Source organism: Gabonibacter chumensis, from assembly GCF_024741215.1.
GTDB classification, from domain to species: domain Bacteria; phylum Bacteroidota; class Bacteroidia; order Bacteroidales; family Marinifilaceae; genus Gabonibacter; species Gabonibacter massiliensis.
Genome location: NZ_JANSKB010000001.1, coordinates 552,760 through 573,824, shown reverse-complemented (window position 1 = coordinate 573,824; position 21,065 = coordinate 552,760). Strand labels below are relative to the sequence as shown.

Here is a 21,065-nt window from a genome sequence, read left to right as displayed (position 1 = left end):
AATATTATGAAACGCTGGCAGAAAATAGCAGGAGTAATCATATTGGCAATATTGGTCGGTTATGAATTGCTGATATGGGTCAATGCGGAATTGGATTTGAAATACATATTCACTCCTCACGGACTATATGATATTGACAACTGCGTTATGGAACGCGCCCGTCTTAGAATTAACAGTTTGTCTGTCGCCATGTGGCTGAATCTTGTTTTAGCTGCTGTCTTGTTTGTCTGCCTTTGGCGCAGAAAAGGAGATAGAACCTGTCATTCGTCTATCAATGTAATACCTTACGGAAAAATCGAGTACCCTTTCACCTTTGATAAAACCTATTGTCGTATAGGTGTTATTACTGATAACAGTGGAATAAAACGGATGGAAGCCTATTTTGTCCGTAATGACAAAACGGCAATCTGCTATAAAAACAGCACTTTCAGTCATGTCGTTATTGATGATACAAGGTATGACAAATCTGTTCATTGCGAAATAAGTACAGGTATGATTGTCGGCATTCGCACGACAGAGGGGATGTCGAATCACATTGTCCGATTGTCAGACGGACGATTGATTGCCTTTGTTGTTCATCCTCGCGGATATGGGGAACTTTATGAGAATTACGAGTTATGCACACAAAATGATGATGGCTATGCAGACTATCTGGCAGAATATGAACAAGGAACAGATGTTGAGTTATGAAACAGGACGATATACGAGCAGAATTACCGACATCAGCGTCCGAAAAAATCCTAGGCTGGCGTTATTTCATAGTCGTTGTAACTATGATTGTTTTGGGCAGTGCTCCTCTTTTAGTTTTGGTTTATGATGATGTGGCTTTGCTCATGCTGTTTATGGCATGTGCCATATTATGGTTTCTTGTTATTCCATGTATCGGTATATGGATCTATTCGTTCGTAAAATCGATAATGCATAGGACAAAGCACGACAAAATTCTTTTGGCACTTCACATTGTCAATATAATTCAGTTTATTATTATCTGTACGCTTAACACCACTTGCAGCGCAGAGATCATGGAGGCTCATTACATTGAACACAAACAGGAGTTTCAGACCTTTATTAACAACACTCGCCATAGACTTCCGGACAGCACAAGCATCGATATTGAATTTAATCGACGTGGAGAGATTGACAGATTGTCGACCAATACAGAGATTGACCAATCTTTCATTAACGAACTCCGATCCGATTTGGAAAAAATCGGTTGCAGAGGTTTTGCTATTGGTACGAACCACTTTGTTTTCCTGTTTCGCAGAATCGATTTAGGTGCTTATTATTTTTATATCTATGACCATCCGTTAATCGATGAAGAAATAGAAAAATTTAATCATGATCCCGGCTATATAGTTTTTGACCGCCAAACACTATTTTATTATGGAGGTGGTGCTATCGGTACACAAGAGTTCTTAGGTAAAAAGGTGTATTTGCAAAAGAAAGGAGATACACAATGAAAGCAAAGAAACCAAGAGGTCTCAGACGCTACTATCGGAATTTGGCGGCAGACCGTCCATTTGCAAAGCAGATTGACGAATGGACGGCGTGTGTACATTGCCCTGACTTCGACTACGAGCATATTCATTTCGACTGTCCGAAATATACCCTTCGGCGTTGGAGAGGCATCAAAGCCCATTTGGACGCGCTCATACATAACTTCAACCGTGTGGCAGAGTCCTTCAAAACAATGGAAACACAGTTTCAGCTATGGGCTTTCATTGGATTGCAAGAAGATTTCGGAATACAGCCGATTTTATATTTACATACTCCCAATACGATGCACAACGATTTTCCGCATAAAATCGAGGGATTCAGCACTATTTGCTATTTGAAAGACAGGAATCTTGCATCGTACATAGATGAATTGACAAAGAAAGGATATGAGGTGCTGTATTCTTCCGTTGGAGATGAATTCCCCTCTATTATTGTTTATAAAAAGAATGTAGGAGAAGATTTAGTATAATATGAGATTGAAAGATAAACGGTTTTGGATATTTGAGGCAATAGTGCTGATATGCTCGATTATCGCTATGGTTATTTTATGGGCAGACCACTGGTTTATTTTACCCCATATTGGGGTTCCTGCTGCATTTTGTTGCCTGTTTCTTATTGGAGGCATCATAGCGTGGAAACTATACAAAGGCAACCAATGGTGGAAGTTGGCAGGATACACACTTCTATCCACAACGGTACTTCTTGCCATTGTGCTGTTCGGCTTTGTATGGGACTGGCATGATACAGGAGGACGCCCTGCCGACCTACCGCCCGATGTCGGCACATACATTACCAACAATGAATTGGTTGGAATCATATTGCTGCTGTGGCTAATCATTGCTCCTATTCTTTCTTGTGCGATTTCATATATTACCAAATGGGTTATAATCAAAGGCATAAATCATAATAGCAGGAAATGAGGCATCAACACGAAATAGTCAAATACAATCCGGCTTTCTATAATGAGGACAGTGTATATTGCAAGGATGAATGGACTTCTGTCAGCGATATTGGCAAATGTTTCAATGGGAAAGTATTGACCCAAGAAGAGTATTTTGCTGTGGAAAACAATTATATTGATGCCGTTTGTGAGATTTTGCAAGTTGTCGGTGCAGACAGTCTGACCATTGAATACATCGAAAAACAAGATGAATGGATAGAAGAGCAAATGGTAAACTCAAAGATTCCCGAACAGGATTTCCAACTTCTTCCTATCGCAAAAAGTCTAAAACAAGGTCAGACAATGAGTGTAAATAAATTTTGTAACGCAGCACGATTGTGTTTGCGAGAATATATCTACGCCATATTCAGTAGCCAATCCTGCAATTTGAAAATTAAGTTTGGCTATGACTACTATATGTACATCGAATGTCCTTTATGCAAAGAAAAGTTGTCGGATATTACGGCACGGCATTCATTATTTCTTGACCCACGATAAATGCTCTACTAAACAATCGGTCATTTATCCCCTATGCCGGATGCAAAGGTAGCCAGCCTCATTGAATGTGTAAAGGTCAAGCGGTAACCGTTTGTAGCAGTTTCTTCCTCCTTTGGAGAGTAAACTGCCCCAAAACCTTTCCCATTCATCGGCTTGGCTTGATGCAGCATCCGGCAACGGAGACAAACGACCGACGAAATAGTAGGTTACAAGAGAAAATCAAAAACGAGGATTATTGCCCTTGATTCGATAATCGATTACACACATTATTGATTTCTCTTTTGGTGGCACATGTCTTTTGACAAATTTAGATTTGGCAAGCGGCAGACTGCACTCCCTCTAAAATAATAGATTTGGAGATACGCTTCCTCTCTCTACCATTCGTGCCTCGGATAACTGGTTGAGAAATGGTAGCGCAACCAAAAGACAAGGAAAATCGAACAATATCCAACAAAATATAGTACCTTTGCAGCGGCTTAGACAATGAGCCAAAATAGAAGTGGAATATCGGAAACAAACTGCACCGAAAAAGAAGAAACCGCTCGTGTTGACACTGCGAATAAGTTAATAATCAATAAAAGCGTTAAATCTTCACCCTTTAGAATGTACCCTTAAAGGTTACGACCATATTTCTGACTTATTACTTGCAAATTATTGAGTAATAACCGGTTGTAAATACTAAGTATGGAATTATCGGATCATCGTCCCATTCCAATGCATTATATGTAGTGCCCTTTAATTAATACCTCTATAATACTGACACATAAAAACTCGTGCATGGTTTCATCTCAACGGACACGAATCTGCCCTCCGACTACCTGCCAATATCCCGTTGCTTGAATAATATTGCAGAACAATTATAGATGTCCATAATTACTTATTCTATATTAATTGTTGCGACACCCGTAAATTCTCTTTTAATATTTTACCGAGACTTTTTGCAAAGTGTTTGTATGAATTCTTTTCTATACCTTTATGGTCATCCGATAAAGAGCTGCTGTCAATTTCAGAGTGTACAAAACTGATAATACCATCAATTGCATCATCTACAGTTTTGCTACTGATTTTGGATTTATATCCCAATGCATTTATAACGCATATGTTTAACAGTTCCAATATCTCCGGTGATTTAATCGCTGCTTTTATTCGTTCAGCCATTAGTTTAGTACCTTTATCTTGTGATTCTGACAGGATGTCAAGAAAAATATCAGCTAATGTTATTTCCTTATTCTCCATAATCTTCAAATTACAAGCTTTCCAGCAACTCTATCATTTTATAGATGGTAGTTGATGGATTATTATATGTCTCCAACACCTTGGCTCTCGTCGTTGCTTCTGATGTCTTGTCTGACAGCTGCTGTTTCTCATTCAATGCCAAAGCTCCCTTTGTGTAGTGTTCAAGATGTCTTTTCAGTTTCTTGATGCAGGCGTTTTGAGTCAGTTCGGCATGACATTCCTCAAAGTGTAGCAAATACCACAACTCAATACATGGATTCGACACCAGCAATACCGCATCCGGAATACTTTGCAAATGTCCTAACATCCCAGCCACATCAAGGTCATACATTAGAAATGTTTTATCTTTTTTGGTTACAATATATTCCCGTTTGCAATTCTCTATATATCGAACGGAGATGTTCGAATCGCTCTTTCTTGGAATAATCTGAAGAGGCACACGGTATTGCGAACGGAGATGACTGATATAGGCAACCTCAGACTCCCCTTCACAGAAAACAAAGAAGTTTGGCTTCATTGTTTTACCTTTGGATTTTCTTATTTGTCGTCCCATATCAGTTTCTATTTTATAAAACTATCCGCCTATTCGTCAATATACGGGATGGCATCAAAACGACCTTGCAAATATGCCTTCTCTGCATCTAGCCCGTCGCGGAAATCTTTGTAATCAAACAGCGAATACAAATCCGAGGACCCGTCATCCCGTTTGTTAACAAAATAAATCTGATCCTTACGCAACTTGTTGGTATTAAGCAGGTATGTATTGTGCGTAGTATATATCAGCTGCGCTGATTCGCTTTTATTGAACAAACCGATAATATATTCCACCAGTTTTATGTGCAGCTGCGTTTCGATTTCATCTATCAACAAGATTTTATTATTCTTGACGATATCCAGAATTGTCAGCATCATATTGAATAAACGCTGTGTTCCATCAGACTCTTCAGTAAAAAAATTGAAGGGTATATCCGGATTATTCCTATGGTAGGTAGTAATAACCAACTGTGATTTCTGAATATTCTCTAGCGACAATATCTGGTTTTCAGTAGGGTCAATCACCGCAGTAGACAGGACTTTATTCTCATGCCGGCTGTCGATTTTGACAATGTCGCTGTCGGCAATTCGCAGTACATTAAGGAACTGCTCTTTGTTCTCATTCAACAAACGCTCGACAGAGAACGAGTTATATCCGAAATAATTCAGAATAAAACGCTCATTGAAATATCGAAAAACATCTTTTGCGACATCTCGGTCCATCTGGCTGGCGCGCGACACGAAAAGCGTTTTCTTGGACGTATTGGCAGCAACATCCATAGGACGGCGAATCACCGATCGGAATTCATAGATATCCTTTTTGTCGGGTCCCTTTGTCTCATCACGAGAAAATACCAGTGAACGACGGCCATTCGGATAATAGTACAGTGCCTCCTTCAGTATCTCAACTTTATTGAGTTCAAAAGAATATTCATATTCGATACCTTCAAGAAGAAAGCGAATGAAGAATGTACTTGGCTTGCCAATGCCCCCGAATTTGAACGGAGTAAAAGCAAATATCGTATTCTCGTTGTAATTGTGAGATGAGAATATCATTCCCACACAAGTGCGAATAGCCTTGATAATACTGCTCTTTCCAGAGGCATTTGCACCATAAATGGCAACAGTTTTAAGCAACCGTTCATCACCGCATACAAATGTATTTTCTTCAAGGTCCTTTGCCTTTTTAGTCTGGATACTTGCTGCCTGCATATCCAGCACAACCTCATCTTTAATTGAGAAAAAGTTGCTCAAACGGATTTCGAGTATCATTTTATCCTCCAGATTTGTAATTCTTTTGCAAAGATAGCAAATTAAATGACAAAATCATAATTCGGACAACTTTTTATAAAAAGGTGCATTTTGTTTTTGCCGTGAATTTTGCTATGTTTTTATTTTTGCAACTTCCTTGAAGTTCTATCAAAGTCAACTCTTAAGGTATATGATCTTAAGGGGACAGTAAAATAAAAACTGCAGCGAAAAGAGAAAATATGCTGTGTACTTTCCTTCTCTTTTGGCTGCAATAATTCATGGATGAGCTATCGAACGATATTCTTCGGATGAGAGGTCGATAGTCGGAAAACTGCTTTGAGAGGCACTTTGAATGCGACCAAATGCAAGGGATGAAACTAAGTGAAATACGAAAAGCGGAGAATCGCTTAAATTATTGATTTTGTTTCTATGTTGTTCCTTTGATAAGATTTGTGAAATGTTATTTTATTAATATATAGAATATAAACTTTGTTTATTGTAACATTTTCCAGATTCCAAGATATTCAATTGTATTTCGATTACATGGTCAGCTCCCAATAATTGCAGTCGGGGCATCACATTTTGTATTTTGCTATGTCTGGCAGGCTGATATAGTCATTTTCATTGACTGATATAATTGTGACGCCTGTGTCTTTTACTGTAATCTTTGCCATTTATTATTGACCCGTTGAATTTTAGCTACAAAAGTAGCTATCATCTATGAGATTATATCCTTTTCAATGAACCGTGTACAAGGATGAAACCAAATATTTGATAAAGGGACCTGTATGCTCAGGGATTATGACTACCGTTATAATCGAAAGAGGTATTTGATAGCACGGCACCGCAAATCACTGAAAATCGCATGGTTTCCAAATCGTTACCTCTGTATTTCAAGTACTTCGCTAAAAGTTTATTCTCCGATCGATTATATCAAACTGATGAATATTCAACACGAACACAGGCGCATGGGATACGTATGAAGGCTATGTTAGATATAACAATTGGATACATCCTTATAAAATACATGTTTACGAAGATACCGATATTCAGGTAGACATCATAAAACAAGAAACAGCAGATCTTAACCATGTTGTGATAGCCGCACGAATAGAAGATCTGCGAAATGGTTATCACGCAATAATTTTCACGGCAATAAAAAGCAGGGTAAACTTCTAAAAAGCGGGTTGGATATCACTCTGGAAGTTATACAATGAAGATGGTTACGGACGAGATCTAACGCACGATTTTAAAAGATGATAGTGTGTGCGTTCAGATTTTCTTACTCACGATAGGAAATATACACAAATATACATAACAAGCATCAAAAATAGCCTTTCCTTCAATCATCGTAAATTTTATTAAACCTGTTTTATTGTACTCGGGAAACGGAATGATTGCCCCGCCTGACCGCTCGCGAGCAAGATGGAGGGAAACGAATCAAAAGACAGAAGGAAAATTTTCATTGCAAAAATTTGATTTATAAATTTTTAATTTGACGGTAGTTCATAATAATACAATAGCATGAAAATCATTTTTTATTTTATTTTCTTTTTAAATAATTTTTTATAACTTACGAGCGTATTTTTTACACTAAAGTTCTCGATTGACATGAAAAGTTGTGGATTAATAGCTCGCGTGCAGGCCAAACTGCTTCTTCGATCCGGCCTGGGAAGATTCTTTTTTATCTTGATCTCGGCCTGTATTCTTTTTCACGTCGGGTTTAACTTGAGTGCGCTTAATCCCGCGAAAGGGTCGGGAGAAGTCCACATGGCCTCCCTTTTCCCCTACACGATCGCTTTTTTATTCACCTTGTCGCAATACCCTGTTTTGATTTTTCTTTCCGCGTCGTTTTTTTCCCGGAAAAAAATCGACACGCTCGATTCCATCAAAGCCCGTCCCGCGAGTAACGCGGGGTATTACACGGGAGTCGGTATCGGTTTTGTCCGGGTATTCGTGGCGTGGGCGATCGTCCTCTTTTCCCTGGGCATGCTTTTTCATGTTTTTGCCAGCAAGGCTCCTTTTAACCCGTGGCTTTACCCCTATTACCTGGCGACGCTGGTGTTCCCGGCCACGGTCTTCACGCTCGGTCTCTCCTTTTTTATTTTAAGTCTTTTACGTCAATCGTTTGTCTCCATGATAATCTTGTTCGCTTGCGTTTGGGGAACCGTCTCCTTGTCTGGAGAATCTTTTTCCGGTATTCTTAATTTCTCCGGGCTGACGTTACCGAACGAGTATTCCGAGATAACCGGTTTCGCTGATGTTTATCCTTATCTTTTACAACGCCTGGGATGGTTGCTGGCGGGTGTCGGGTTGTTTTTTTTCTCGATACTTTTTTGTCGACGCCTGGAGAACCGTCCCGGGGAACGGGTGGCGATAGGGAAAAAGGCCGGCGGAATATTGTTGCTGGGACTTGCCTGCTTGTTAGCCGTTCAGGGAATATACTCTCGCGAGTACGCCCGCCGGGCTCGTTACGCCGAGGTGTATGATCGCCACGTGAATCATGACAGGTTATACCTCCTGACTCAGGAGTTGGATGTCACGCCCGCCGGCCGCCGGCTAAAGGGCCTTAGCCGGATGAAACTCTTGAACGAGACGGGGAAGGTCTTGCCCGATTTTTTACTTTACTTGAACCCGGGGTTACGCGTGAAATCGTTGACGGTGGGGGATGATACCGTCTCGTTCCGTCGAGAGGATCAGGTTATTGTCGTCGGGAAAACCGTTTTGCCGGGCGACACGCTCCGGGTGGAGATGGTGTACGAGGGAGGTATCGATGAAAATATTTTTTATCTCGACGTGCCGGAAGAAGAGCTAAAAGACTCGTGGGTAGAGGGCCACCCGCGGGATTTGTGCCCTCGTGGCAAACGGTACGCTTACCTGGACGATCACCAGGTGTTGTTAAACCCGGAGGGTTTGTGGTATCCCGTCACGGTCCCCCCGGTAAATCCCGCTTCGCCGTATGTCATTGAAAAAAATTTTACCGGTTACAGGTTGACCGTTCACGGCGTGAAAGGCCAAACTGTCATCTCGCAAGGAGAGCGGCGGGATACCGGGGAAAGTGTCGTGTTCGAGAATAATTACCCTCTTGCCGGGATTAGCCTGTGCGTCGGGGATTATGAAAGGCGTTACCTCCGGTTGGATTCTGTCGATTACGAGCTTTTCCTGTTTAAAGGACACGGGATCTTCGTGGAGGCGTATGAAGATGTTTTGAACGATTTGCCGGGGTATTTTTCCGACAAGTTGAAGCCTTCGATTGAATATGATTTTAATAAAGAGTACCCGTTCAAACGATTGCTGTTTATCGAGACTCCCCGTACCTTTGTCACGTATTACCGGGATCAAAGAGGGGGAAGCGAGTACGTGCAACCCGAGATTATTTTTTTCCCGGAGCGCATGCCCACGCCCTGGATGGACAGGTGGGCGTTGAACAGGAAGAGCAAGCAATTCGCGGAGTATTTCACGGGAGGGGAGAAGGGGGTGAAACTCGATATGATTCAGTCGATCTATATCAATGACCTGGAAAGAGAAACCAGGCCCGTGTATTACCCTCGTTTAAAACGAGTGATTGATCGATTGACGTTTCGACCGTCAAAGCCGGCGAGAGTGAATAACTTGTTCTTTACCGGTCCCCTCTTTTATAACCATGTCTATTCTTTTCACTCGCTCGATTACCCGATCATCGAGACCGTGTTCAACACGATGGTCAAAAACTCTTTTAACCCGGCCGCGGCCGCTTTTTCCTTTAATAGCCTGGAAAATTACCGCGAGGGGATTCGTTTTTTAAGTACCCGCGGGTTGAAAGACGTGTCCCGGTACCCCGGCTTGAGCCCGGAGTTGACGCGTAGGCTCGTGAATATTAAAACGGATGAATTACTGTCTCTCCTGGACTTGCACGGTCTCCCCACGGGCAAGCTTGCCGGCTATCTACGGGAGTATGTTTCCCGGAGGCATTTTAATCGTGTCGATTTAAAGGAACTCGACCGGGACATGAGACGTGACCTGGGAGTAAATTTAATGGATATTTTACCCGGTTGGTATCGACAAAATCGCTTGCCCTCGTTTATCGTGAAGGATATTGACGCGAGATGGGTTAGCCCGGATGGACCTTATTATAACGGTAACGACGTGACGCGATTTGTTTTCACCGTTTACAACGACAGCGAGACAGACGGTTTTGTTACCCTGTCTTACTTCTCGGAACTTTATGCCAGGCTTCCCTCCAATTATCATTATCGGGTCCCGGCGGGGGAGGGAAGAAGGATAAGTCACGTGGCTCGTGGCATGTGTTCGGAGCCTGTTCTGAAATTGAACCTCTCCCGAAATTACCCTCCCGATATCCCTCTCGAGGAGTTCCTTTCATCTGTCGCTTCAGTGGACACGGTAAATCGGGAGGAAAAAATCGGTAAAGAGGATTTATTCCCGCCCGGGGAGATTATCGTCGATGACATGGATGCCGGGTTCTCTCGCGGTACTCGCGGGTTATCGCTTGTCAAGCGATGGAAAAGAGAGCGACAGGAGAAAGTTGCCCGCGAGAAGGATGAAGACTCTTTTGATAGATTAAACCCGGACTGGCAAACGAGGATAGATCAAACGGCTCACGGGTATCCCACGCGCACGACGGTGGCCCGTTCAGCGTCGAATTCCGGTGACGGGGTGAGCTGGAGTGCGGGGATCGACAGGGAAGGATATTACGAGATCTCGGTCTATATCCCGCCGGGCTTGATAAAATACACGGGTTCTCACGTGAAGAGCGATAACACGGCCAAGCCGTCGTTCTCGCAATATTACACGATCGAGAGCGACGGTAAATTGAAAGAAACCAGTATCGAGATTTCCGGTCAACCGGGCTGGGTGTCGATAGGGAAATTCTATCACGTGCCCGGAACGACGCGCGTGTCTCTCCTGGATAAAGGAATACCCGGTCAGCTCATTTGGGCGGATGCCGTCAGGTGGAAATATCTTGGCGGTAAAGATGAACAAGTTACAGGTCGTGCCCCTCGTTAAACTTATTATAAACCTTTAAATTACGAACATTATGAAAAGAATTTTACTTGTATTGAGCGGGGTCTTTTGTTTTTTGACCTCGTTTTCTCCAGCGGCGACGGAGGGAGACGTGGCGTGGATTGTTAGCCCGATGACAGAAGCTATTGTTGAAGGGAGAAAAGTTGACTTTGAAGTAACAATCTATAAAACTTACGGGGAGTTTAGAGTATTAGACGTTGAGCCGATTAGTAGTGACCCCAAAAAATTTCCTGTTTCGAAATTAAAAATAGATGATAACTATAACATGACTAAATTTAGAGTTACGGGAGAAGGTAAGGAAGCGGGAGATTACACGATCACGATAACAATTTCCGGTTCCTATAATAAAGATGGAATTAAAAATTTCAATCAAAGTAAAACCGTTAAAGTGGCGGTCGTGAGAATAGATTGATTACCTAACGAAATAGGTTTAACGAGGGGTTATTAAATAGCGTTATAAAAAACGAAACCGACCGAGAGTTTTCACAACCGGAAGTTCGTAAGTACTTGCTTTTGCTATTATGGTACATAACAAACTCATTAATAATGTGAAAATTATTTTTTTCATATATTTTTCGTTTTGGAATGAATAGCAAATAACAGGTAAATTCAAATTATATTTTTGATAAAACCGCCTCTTGGATGAGCATTGAGGCGGTTTTTATTGTGAATTATTTTTTCTTTTTCAGCATCTCCTCGACTTTCTTTTCCAATTCCCTACCCCGGAGGTTTTTGGCCACGATACGATTTTCCGCATCGAGTATAAAGGTGGCGGGTATTGCTGTTACGCCGTATTCTGCGGCGATTTCAGAGTGTTGGCCTTTCAGGTCGGACACGTTCGGCCAGTTACAACCGTCTTGCCCGATGGCTGCCAGCCATAAATGTTTATTGTCGTCTATCGAAACACTGATGATTTCTAAGCCTTTCGGGCGGAAACGTTTATAGAGTTTCACCATGTTCACGTTTTCTTGTCGGCAGGGACCGCACCACGAAGCCCAGAAATCGATTACCTTCACTTTTGCACTTGTTTCGTGTAGTGAGAGTACGCCGCCGTTAGACAATGGAGCGCTGAAATTAGGAGCGATAGCACCGATGGCAACCTTTTGTAACTTGGCTAAATTGTCCGCTACCTGTTTCCCGTATATTGATGCTTTGGCTTCTTCTCCCAGTGCTTCGTAACGTTCAGTCAGTTTTGCTTCGTCGATACCTTGCATTTTGGAGGCGACCACGTAGGCTGCTACGGTCGAGTTACTGTATTTTTTTAGAAGGGCTAATTCTTCGCCTTCCACTTGTGTCAAGATTTTCTGGAATTCTTTCCGTATTCCTTCTGTCCGCATGGGGTTGGCGCTTGCTTGTGCTTGGAATTGTTGTTGGGTTTGTGCAAGATACTTGTTGAGGTCGTTGAATTCTTTCCATATTTTCTGTGCCTCACCGCCACCTTCCACGAGTAACTCGTTTGAACCGAGAGTAACCCTGTAGTTGGCGTTCTCCAGCATGATCAATGCCAAAATCGCATTTTTCTTAACCGGCATCAAATAAGCCACCGTAACTTTTGGCATTCGACCTGTAAATTCGAAAACTCCGTTTGTGACTGTAGCCTCGCCGATATCCAGCAGTCCTCGATCCGTGTTGGCCACCAGTAACAATTTTCCGTTGGTTCCGTTATCTAATTGACCTTCGATTTTGAAACTATCCTGTTGAGCCATACTTGTCATGCTCAACGTTAGTAACATGCATACCGTAAATAAAATCTTTCTCATTTTTTTGTTTTTAGTTTTTAAAAGACTCCCGTATCGGCTATTGTTAGTTTTAACGGGAGACTTTATTGAATATAAAGAATGGATTGGTTATTTTTAATTCCGTTGTCTCGGTAGTTTTAATGCCGGTTCTTTTTCTGTTTTCGGTGTAGCCTTATCGATTACCAGACCGTCCACGATCATCCCGGCAGGATAAATCATTGAAGCGGGATAAGAGTTCGGCAGGTAGTTCATTACTTCCTCCTTAGAGGAAATGGCTCTTATGTTCAGTAATTTGGTCAGATCAGGCATACGGAACCCCGTGGTACGAACGCGTGTCTCCTTGCCGTCCTTAAGATTCACCTGGTAAACCTCGAGGGCCGATCCGGAGATACCTCTCACGATGTAGGCATACGATTGACCTGCCTCCTTGGCCGCTTTGATCAGCGTCTTTTTCATCTTGTCGTGGGAAGTGCCTTTTTCTGTCTGCACGTGAAGCGTACCGGTTCCGGTCGTCACGGTCGGTGCCTGAGGCGACATCATAAAGCGAGAACTACCCGTTGTTCCCGGGGCATTTTTTGTCGGGATTCGTCCATTCAACATCTTTTTGAATACCCCTTTTTCTACCAGGATCATCTCAGTTTCCGGTTGGACTCCGTCACCATCGAATTCATAATAACCGTATAACGGGGTGCCGTTATACTCTTTCTTGTCCGTGTAATTTTTGATCGTCAGGCGACTATCGATGATTTTATGACCGAATTGATCTGCCAAACCTGCCCGTGTCGGGGTAAGAGAACGAGCCGCGATCAATCCGCCGCGATAGAGTAGATTGTTTGCCAGAATGGTTGCCACTGCTCCTCCCTCGAACATAATCGGGCCGTTGTAATATTCCGCTACCGGTGGTGCAGCTTTTAATTCCAATAGTCTCTCTGCAAATACTTTTGTTCTTTTTTTCAATTGGTCGATAGAGGGAATTTCATCCGGATTTTGTAGCGTAAGCGAGAACGTATCGCCCAATTTTGAACCGTCGTCACCCCGTACCTCGGCCGAAACCGTTACGGTTACAAATCCTCCGGGTACTTTTAACTGTACTCCTTCCGTTGTCAATCGGTAGACGTCTACTTCCATTCCGTTGATGACCACGCTGGAATTATAAATATCCTTGTATTCTTCGAAAACGGCAGAAACTTCCGTTACCAATTGTTCCAAAGCCGCTTGGTCGATTTCGTATTTCGTTGCCCGGTTTTGTACGTGAGTTACAGACGGTAGAGCTTGCATGTCAGCCAATCCCGCTTCATCAGCCGGTTTGGGATTTTGTTGCAGGTAGTTCGTTTTTTGGGCCATCATTCCCAGTGCATATTTATACATCATGTCCGATGATTCCCAGAATCCGCGACGAATCACGTCGTAGTCCACCTCTGACGGTAACTGAGCCGGGGCTATTTGTTCAGAATAAGTAACGTCGTTATTGTTTTGATAGTCTCCGATCATGAGTTGTGTACCTCCGCTCATTTGCCATGGTGAAACGCTCGAGAGCATCAGTCCCCCCAACGATCCGCCTATTTGAAAGCTTCGGAAGCGAACGATCTCGTACGAGATGTAATAGGGTTTCGGTCCGCCCGGTAGGATCAAGGCAGCATTGTTGCGATCCAGTTCGGAACGCATGGCTGCAAAAATGACGTCATCCGTATTTTCTTTTGTCCTGGTTTCCGGTTTCGGAGAGGGTAGAATCGGGGCGATATCACGTGCCTGAGCCCGGCGTTGCGTCTCTATTTGGCTCACGAAGATCGTGGGTGACGATGCCGTTACGGGAACCCAACCCGATTCTGCACCGCAAACGCCCGTGAAAACGCTCGGATCGTTTCCGGCAGCCGTAATATTGGAAAACATCGATAAAGGAGTTCCGATCATATCTACTCCTCGTACCAGTTGATCCGGACGACCGTCCACAAATACCCGGTATACTTCCAGGGGAGTCACGTTGAACGAATTCAGACTTCCTCCTTCGCCCGTGTATGTGAAGCCGCTTGTGACCGTCCGGAAATAATAACCGTACTCTTTTCCTTGTTTTTTTGCTTCAGCCACGAGCATGGCTCGCAGTTCGTCTTCCGTGTATGGACGTGTGGTCTCGATGACCAGATTGGATTGTCGTGATACGGGATCTCCGCCGCCGGAGGTACGTCCGTGACCGTTACTTGCGGGAAAACCGTCTAAAGGTACTCTGCTCATTAAAAACTCTTTCAGTACACCGTTAACGACGTTATCTACACGACGAGCCTTTACTCCTTCGTCGTCATACAAGTAGTGACCGTATAAATCTGTAGCAGCATAACTTTTTAATTGCGGATCGCAATACACTTGAAATTCTGCAGGTAATACTTGTTCACCTACCATCTTCTTGAAGGTTTGACCGCCTGATTTCAAACGATGTCCTTCTAAGCGGTGTCCGAAGATCTCGTGAAAAAATACTCCGCTGGAAGGACCGGAAAGAATTGCGGGTCCGGTGTAAGGATCTGCAACCGGAGCATCACGTAACGCCAGCAAGCGTTTGATCATATCTTGTGCGTCGGCAATCATCTGTGCGTTATCGGGTAACTCGTCGGGTGAGTAGGCAAAATAACTCATGTTTAGCGGTAGCTCCATTCCGTCGGCTGCTTTCAGCGATGCCATCAGCATCACCCGGGCGGCGATCCGGTTCTGTACGACGGCAGTTCCCTCGCTGTTTACGAAATAGGTGCGTAATACTTGAAAGCTTAAACCTGCGGATCCTTCGCGTAGCTCGGGACAGGTTTTGAACACGGCAGATACTTCGTCCATTCGTTTTTCCCAAGCGCGTACGTCTATTTTCCGTTTTTCGGCCGGAATGGGAGCTTCGTAATAATGCTCCGCTGGAGAGGAGGAAAAGCAAGGGGCTTTGTCCTCATCCTCTACGCTAACGGTAGCTTTGGTTTTTGTTTGGTCATACATGTTTCGGGCGAATTCGTAACGTTTCAATGTTTCCCGCCAGATGGCTTCCCGAATCGCATCCGTAGCCTCGTCGCGTAGGGGTAGAATTACCCCTCGTGCTCCCTGGGCATGAGCACCGGCAGACCCTCCTTGCGAGTTATACTTGAAATTGTCCAACTCCGGACTTCCCAGACGAATTTGCGGTATCAGCATGCGGGTATGATTTTCATTGGTGGCGGCCACGGCTCCGAACTTGCTTGTCACCGTTAGGGTATAGTCGTCCATCGTCCGCATATTCATGTAATAAGGGGCGTTCTCTTGTTTTTTCAACTGCTCCATATTGTATTTCAACTCCTGCTTCATCAATTGCAAGAGTCGATCCTCCTGTTCTTGGGCGAATATTCCGGAGCAGTTCAATAACAGTAAGCCGCTCAAAAATAGTTTGATTAAAAAATTGATTGTTGACATATTTTATTGTTGTTTTTGATATACGACCGCCGGAGCGGTCGTGGTATTTATTTTACTTATAGAGGATGACATCTCCTAAAACGACTTGGCAAACACCTCCCGGATCGATTCCGTCACGTACCGAAAATTTAATATAGCGTACTAATCGAGACCCTTCGGCGATCGGTAACAAGGTTATTTCGCCTGAACCGCGGCCCAGTTCATTGCCCTCGAGGAAGGTGACATTCTGCCAAGTGGCACCGTCTGTGGAAGTTTGCATGGTGATCGAAGAGGGCATGAAATGCGGGGTTTTTCTATCCAGTCGCGGGGAATACAGTGCCTGTGCTATTTTAATTCCGCGAATCTCGGTTTCTTCCAACAATTCCATCATCATTTCATACCTACGCGGAATATTGCTTGACGTTGTTTCCCACCGGGTTGTATTGTCGTTGTCCAGCAATTCTTCCAGCTTTGCATAAGGATCCGAAGGTGTACAAAGAATTTTGTTTCCGTCGTCGAACACTTTCAGTTTATCTTCCGTTATCGGTTCCATATGCGGTAATACGGAGTATCCTTTGTAGACCATATACCGTAAGGGTTGACCGAAATAATGTGCATTAAACCTGTTTCCGTAGTAGTCGATCGTCAGTTTAAACAATTCATTTGCCTTGTCCAGAATTTGTATGCTTTTTTTACTATTACCAAGTAACTTACTTTGATCATTTTCTGTACTGTATTGAAAATTATCTTCTAAATACCGATTCTTACCTAATATCAGCTTTTTCAAGTTCGAACAATAGAGTACATCTTCAAAGGTTTCCATGTTGTAGTCGAACTCCAATTCTTCCACTTTTTCGATAAATTTATCGAACTCCACCTCCTGTTCTTTTGTGTACGTCGAATAACCGTAACGTCGTTCTATGGCGTTTATAAATCCGGCACTATAGTTCTTTTTCCGACTGATTGCGAGCGGTTCGAATTCAATCACATCCGGACAGTCTTCTATTTTTCCTTTTCGAAGTACATAGACCGTATCTCTCGGATCCATACTTACATCGGGAATCGTGATAAAACTATTAAAACTCGTTTCTTTGTCGAACGTGTAATCTTGTTTTTCCCCTTTTGTATCCTTGTATTGCAATTTTATCTCGACGATATTTTCATTCCATTGATCGGAGAAGAAAATCATGTTATTTTTTATAAAATAGGACTTTACAATACCTCTCGTGAAAGCGAGCATGATCTCGTGTTGTCTTGTGTACGGCCGACCGTAAGTAGTCTCTTTTAGCGATTCGTTACCTAATGAATCCATCGCGCAGACGTCAAACCGATAGGTGCCGTCCGACAGATTATTCAAATCGAAAGATGTGGTTGTTTTCGGAAGTAAAACCGAATCCTTGAGATTTTCATTGGACCATACCACTTTTATTTTATTAATCGAGGCATCCGTTCCGTTTTTCCACTCTAAAATCAATCGTTCCCACCTGGATGTGGCGTGGACGTCGTAACATTTCGCCACGTAACGAATCTTTCCATCGCCGGTGTAGTCGCTGTATGTATCTTCGAGGCTTTCATTACAACCGATAAATAAAGCGGTTGCTGCAAATAGGTTTATGATGTATTTTCTCTTTCTCATGGCTTAATTCTTTTTTACATAAACTTCCAATTCGTGTAATGTAAAATACTTCTCTCTGTTTCTATTGATATTTGGGTTCGTGGATAGTTTAAACGTGTTGTGAACCAATATCTTCAAGTAACGATAGGTGTTGTTCTGCGCCGGAAATGAAACATCTACCGAGATCGGATCTTTTTCGGCAAGTTCATTTATATCCTTCGGGGCGTAGCCAATTTCTGCTGTAAGATGTGACCATCTGTTTTTACCTAAGGCTAAGGGGTCTTGATTTAAATTTCCCAAGTATTCCCATTCATCGGATGCCGGATCGGAGGATTCTTTGCTGCCATACACCGTCAAACTACAGGGGACCTTGTCTTCGTAAGAACCTGACCATGCATTTCCCAACTCGTAACCGGGAGTGGCATTTTTTGCTCTTAACGGATAAAGACAATAAAGACGAATCCAAGCCGGCACTTTTTGCTCTTTTAAGTCGAGTATGATCGGTTTGTCGTAAGATTGGGGTCCGGCCAAATAGGTAGCGTATATTTCCGTACACGGTCGGGTTAGCGGGTTTTCCGATGCCTCGGCTATCAGACGCTCTTTTCCTTTTAATTCTCCGTCGAACAGGTATTGTACACCTGTTTTCGCTATCGTATTTTCTTGAGAAAGCCCGAAGTCTTTGAATTCTGCAGGCGTCATCGGCCATTTTTCTGTTCGGAAAGCATCGATCTCCGGATAGATCTCCTGTCTTACCCTATAACCATGAAAATCCTCCGAGCGAATAATGATGGTGTTCATTGGTCGTTCTTGTTGTAGGGTAAAATTTAAAGTGTCTCCTCCTAATCTGATGGGAAAACTGGAGACCAGAATGGTATCTTCCTTTTGTGTCATGGGGTTAATCCCCAGGTAGAAAACGTGGGCCATTCCGGTCACTACCGAGGGACTTTTGTAGATTACTTGGAAACCGTTCCAAGAAGAATTTACCTTCATATCGTTAAAAAAGGCCCAAGGTGCGCTGTCCAGGGTTTTAAATTGATATTCCATAGGCTCGGACTCCTCGTTTTGTTGGTTGACAAAAGAGATATGGGCGTGTACCTCCTGAGCCCGAGTAAAGCCGTCCAATAGAAGCGAGTCGCCGCTATAACCGCAACTTTTTAATACCTCCTGTCCCTGAGAGTCTTTATAGCGGATATTCATGGCAAAAATATTTCTATTGTTGGGAAGGGTGTAATGCATCATTGACCCACCGGCCACGGGTGTAAACTTGAGTTCCAATCCTTCCGTTGATGCCGTAAAAAGAGTGTTTTCGTCATTACAGGCGAAGAAACCGATCAACAGGAAGAATACTATCCATTTATATTTTTTCATAATCTCGTATTTTAATTTTATCGTGATTCTTTTTACCATCCCGGATTTTGTACCATGCCGGAGATCAGGATCTCTTCGGCGTCGAGGGGTTCAAAATAATCCCGCGGAGCTACAAATTTATTTTTACTCCACACTACAATCGGGCCTTCTTCGTTGTTATAGAATGTTTGGAATGTTGTTCCGAGAATGTTCCATCCGAATTGTTTTTCGTTCATTACTTGATGAGCGATCATCCAGCGACGAATATCCCAATATCGATGGCCTTCAAAAGCAAACTCGATTCTATTTTCCTGGCGGATGATGTCGCGCATGCCGACCTTAGTCGTCACTTTCGTGGGATTGTTGGAATGGCTTTCCCAAGCTTCCTGTACCGGTAGTATTCCGGCTCGTTTACGTACGATATTAAGCGGATCGTATACCCGTTTGTCCGGATGTTCCAGGTATTCGTTCCAGGCTTCGGCCTGCATAAGATAGACTTCAGCTAAACGAATGATAGCTACTGTTTCCGTTCCCATCAGGTTATTCGAGTAACCCTGGGTAGGTAACCATGAAAATGTGTGTTTTTTTAGCCAATAACCATTGATGTTTTGCCAAGTGTTGCTGACGATAATATTTTCTGTCGTACCCCAAGGTTCTTCATTCTTATGTGCTTTTACAAGTAAGTTATAATTGTCTTGTAACGTGTTTGAACCGCGTTGCCAGTACATCCTGTCTCCTGCAATATTGGAATAGAAACGAGGTTCCCGCCGCAGGTGAAGATTCACCACGGTTGTATTTAACGGAATCACATCTTCGTAAAGTTGACTGCTTTCGAATCCGAATTTGTAGCGATTACTATAATTCCAGGTAATGTCAGCGTCGATGGGTAAGCCATATTCCGTGTAATAAGTTTCCACCATCTTCATCGAAGGAGAGAGACAACCGAGGACTTGCCCCTCGTAATTCTTATCGTCGCCTACCAACCGCGGTAGGGTATACGTGTAGAATCCTTGTTGGTATTTCCATTCTAACAGATATTCGGGATTATCGAAACGAGAGAACATGTTAGCTTCGGTATCGTACATTTTGTTTAACAATTTTGTTTTTTTCGTTCCTGCTCCTTCGAATAATCTCCTGTCTCCTTGAGCACATATCTCGGCAGCCTTATCGGCAGCTTCTGCAGCTAACAACCATTTGTTACGATCGTAGCTACTGTTAAAGAGCAACTCTCCGTTTTTGTTGGTAAAATCGGAATAGAACACATTCCCGTTAAAGAGAGGAGATGCCGCGTAAAGCAATGCTTTGGCTTTTAGAGCATATATAGCTTCCAGGCAGAAGGTGTGTCCGTAGTTGGATAACCGTTGGTTATGCATGGGTACATATTTCGATGCCTCATCCAATAATTTGACAATCTCTTTGAAACAAGAATCTACCGGTTGACGCGGCAGTTGGTATTTCGATACCTCTAAATCTACCGGCATATTCTGCGGAATCAGGCAAATAGGTCCGTAGCGACGTACCAATTCGAAATAGATAAATGCTTTCACCGCTTTTACGTCCGCTTTCCACCAATCGCGATCTTTCTGATCCAAATTGTAGGTCCTATCGATGTTTTCGAGGAAGGTGTTGCAATTTCGAATAATAATATACATTTTGTACCACAGGGATCCGTAAGGTTGTTGTGACATTTGTAAACCGTCGGCTACTTTCAGCCCATCCAGATTATGCATGTCCGAATTGTATAAGGCCAGACAAGTTACGAACTCGTCGGCACCCATGTAAGAGATGTTCGAACGGATGTCCGCGAATGCTGTATTCAGGTCGCTATAAAGTCCTTTCCACCAAGTTTCAGCCTTTGTTTTTTGTTCGAATATGGACTCTATTGTTTCGATATCCTTTTCGGGAACCATATCGAGGTAATTACATCCGGTGAATAGGAAAACGCTACAAAGTATTGATAATAAATATTTTTTCATCATTAGATTTGTTTAAA

General features: G+C 43.1%; 15 protein-coding genes and 1 pseudogene. 7 read left to right on the top strand and 9 right to left on the bottom strand.

From position 1 onward, the window contains the following. The first annotated feature begins 6 nt into the window (after positions 1-6). The 5 genes from NVS78_RS02520 to NVS78_RS02500 are packed head-to-tail and all read left to right on the top strand — an operon-like array spanning position 7 to position 2,935. Entirely contained in the window at positions 7-690 is a 684-nt protein-coding gene (locus NVS78_RS02520; RefSeq protein WP_286357779.1) for a hypothetical protein, read from the top strand. After that, positions 687-1,460 carry a hypothetical protein gene (locus NVS78_RS02515; protein ID WP_286357778.1) on the top strand — a complete coding sequence of 258 codons (774 nt, stop codon included), beginning with the start codon at positions 687-689 and terminating at the stop codon, positions 1,458-1,460. Before NVS78_RS02520 ends, NVS78_RS02515 begins: the two co-directional genes overlap by 4 nt. Further along, positions 1,457-1,966: a hypothetical protein gene (locus NVS78_RS02510; RefSeq protein WP_286357777.1), complete on the top strand. Its 510-nt coding sequence runs from the start codon at positions 1,457-1,459 to the stop codon at positions 1,964-1,966. The genes NVS78_RS02515 and NVS78_RS02510 overlap by 4 nt, the downstream gene beginning before the upstream one ends. A 43-nt stretch (positions 1,967-2,009) precedes the next feature. Further along, positions 2,010-2,417 (top strand): hypothetical protein, encoded by a 408-nt coding sequence (locus NVS78_RS02505; RefSeq protein WP_286357776.1) that lies wholly within the window; start codon positions 2,010-2,012, stop codon positions 2,415-2,417. Then, positions 2,414-2,935, top strand: a complete 522-nt coding sequence (locus NVS78_RS02500; protein ID WP_286357775.1) for a hypothetical protein — start codon at positions 2,414-2,416, stop codon at positions 2,933-2,935. The genes NVS78_RS02505 and NVS78_RS02500 overlap by 4 nt, the downstream gene beginning before the upstream one ends. Before the next feature lie 882 nt (positions 2,936-3,817). Here the strand turns inward: NVS78_RS02500 and NVS78_RS02495 are convergent. The 4 genes and pseudogenes from NVS78_RS02495 to NVS78_RS02480 form a co-directional block, all read right to left on the bottom strand. Further along, entirely contained in the window at positions 3,818-4,171 is a 354-nt protein-coding gene (locus tag NVS78_RS02495) for a hypothetical protein (protein ID WP_286357774.1), read from the bottom strand. Positions 4,172-4,181: 10 nt separating this feature from the next. After that, positions 4,182-4,724: an RloB family protein gene (locus tag NVS78_RS02490; protein WP_286357773.1), complete on the bottom strand. Its 543-nt coding sequence runs from the start codon at positions 4,722-4,724 to the stop codon at positions 4,182-4,184. A 29-nt stretch (positions 4,725-4,753) separates the two neighbouring features. Then, positions 4,754-5,977 (bottom strand): AAA family ATPase, encoded by a 1,224-nt coding sequence (locus tag NVS78_RS02485; protein ID WP_286357772.1) that lies wholly within the window; start codon positions 5,975-5,977, stop codon positions 4,754-4,756. Positions 5,978-6,506: 529 nt separating this feature from the next. Then, a pseudogene (locus NVS78_RS02480) lies at positions 6,507-6,630 on the bottom strand (KilA-N domain-containing protein); the annotation flags it as partial. Positions 6,631-7,567: 937 nt separating this feature from the next. On the opposite strand from NVS78_RS02480, the gene NVS78_RS02475 reads away from it, so the two are divergent. Both NVS78_RS02475 and NVS78_RS02470 read left to right on the top strand, forming a co-directional pair. Further along, entirely contained in the window at positions 7,568-10,960 is a 3,393-nt protein-coding gene (locus tag NVS78_RS02475; protein WP_286357771.1) for a carbohydrate-binding protein, read from the top strand. Between the two features lie 31 nt (positions 10,961-10,991). Then, positions 10,992-11,390: a hypothetical protein gene (locus NVS78_RS02470; RefSeq protein WP_286357770.1), complete on the top strand. Its 399-nt coding sequence runs from the start codon at positions 10,992-10,994 to the stop codon at positions 11,388-11,390. Between the two features lie 259 nt (positions 11,391-11,649). Here NVS78_RS02470 and NVS78_RS02465 read toward each other — a convergent pair whose 3' ends face one another. From NVS78_RS02465 to NVS78_RS02445, 5 genes are all read right to left on the bottom strand, one after another. Beyond that, positions 11,650-12,738 carry a TlpA disulfide reductase family protein gene (locus tag NVS78_RS02465; RefSeq protein WP_286357769.1) on the bottom strand — a complete coding sequence of 363 codons (1,089 nt, stop codon included), beginning with the start codon at positions 12,736-12,738 and terminating at the stop codon, positions 11,650-11,652. Positions 12,739-12,831: 93 nt separating this feature from the next. Further along, on the bottom strand, positions 12,832-16,131 hold the full coding sequence (locus tag NVS78_RS02460) for a metallopeptidase TldD-related protein (RefSeq protein ID WP_286357768.1): 3,300 nt from the start codon (positions 16,129-16,131) through the stop codon (positions 12,832-12,834). Positions 16,132-16,183: 52 nt separating this feature from the next. Further along, positions 16,184-17,746 carry a DUF4998 domain-containing protein gene (locus NVS78_RS02455; RefSeq protein ID WP_286357767.1) on the bottom strand — a complete coding sequence of 521 codons (1,563 nt, stop codon included), beginning with the start codon at positions 17,744-17,746 and terminating at the stop codon, positions 16,184-16,186. Positions 17,747-17,749: 3 nt separating this feature from the next. Beyond that, positions 17,750-19,093: a DUF4959 domain-containing protein gene (locus tag NVS78_RS02450; RefSeq protein ID WP_286357766.1), complete on the bottom strand. Its 1,344-nt coding sequence runs from the start codon at positions 19,091-19,093 to the stop codon at positions 17,750-17,752. Between the two features lie 32 nt (positions 19,094-19,125). Continuing rightward, positions 19,126-21,048 (bottom strand): RagB/SusD family nutrient uptake outer membrane protein, encoded by a 1,923-nt coding sequence (locus tag NVS78_RS02445; RefSeq protein ID WP_286357765.1) that lies wholly within the window; start codon positions 21,046-21,048, stop codon positions 19,126-19,128. Between the last annotated feature and the right edge of the window lie 17 nt (positions 21,049-21,065).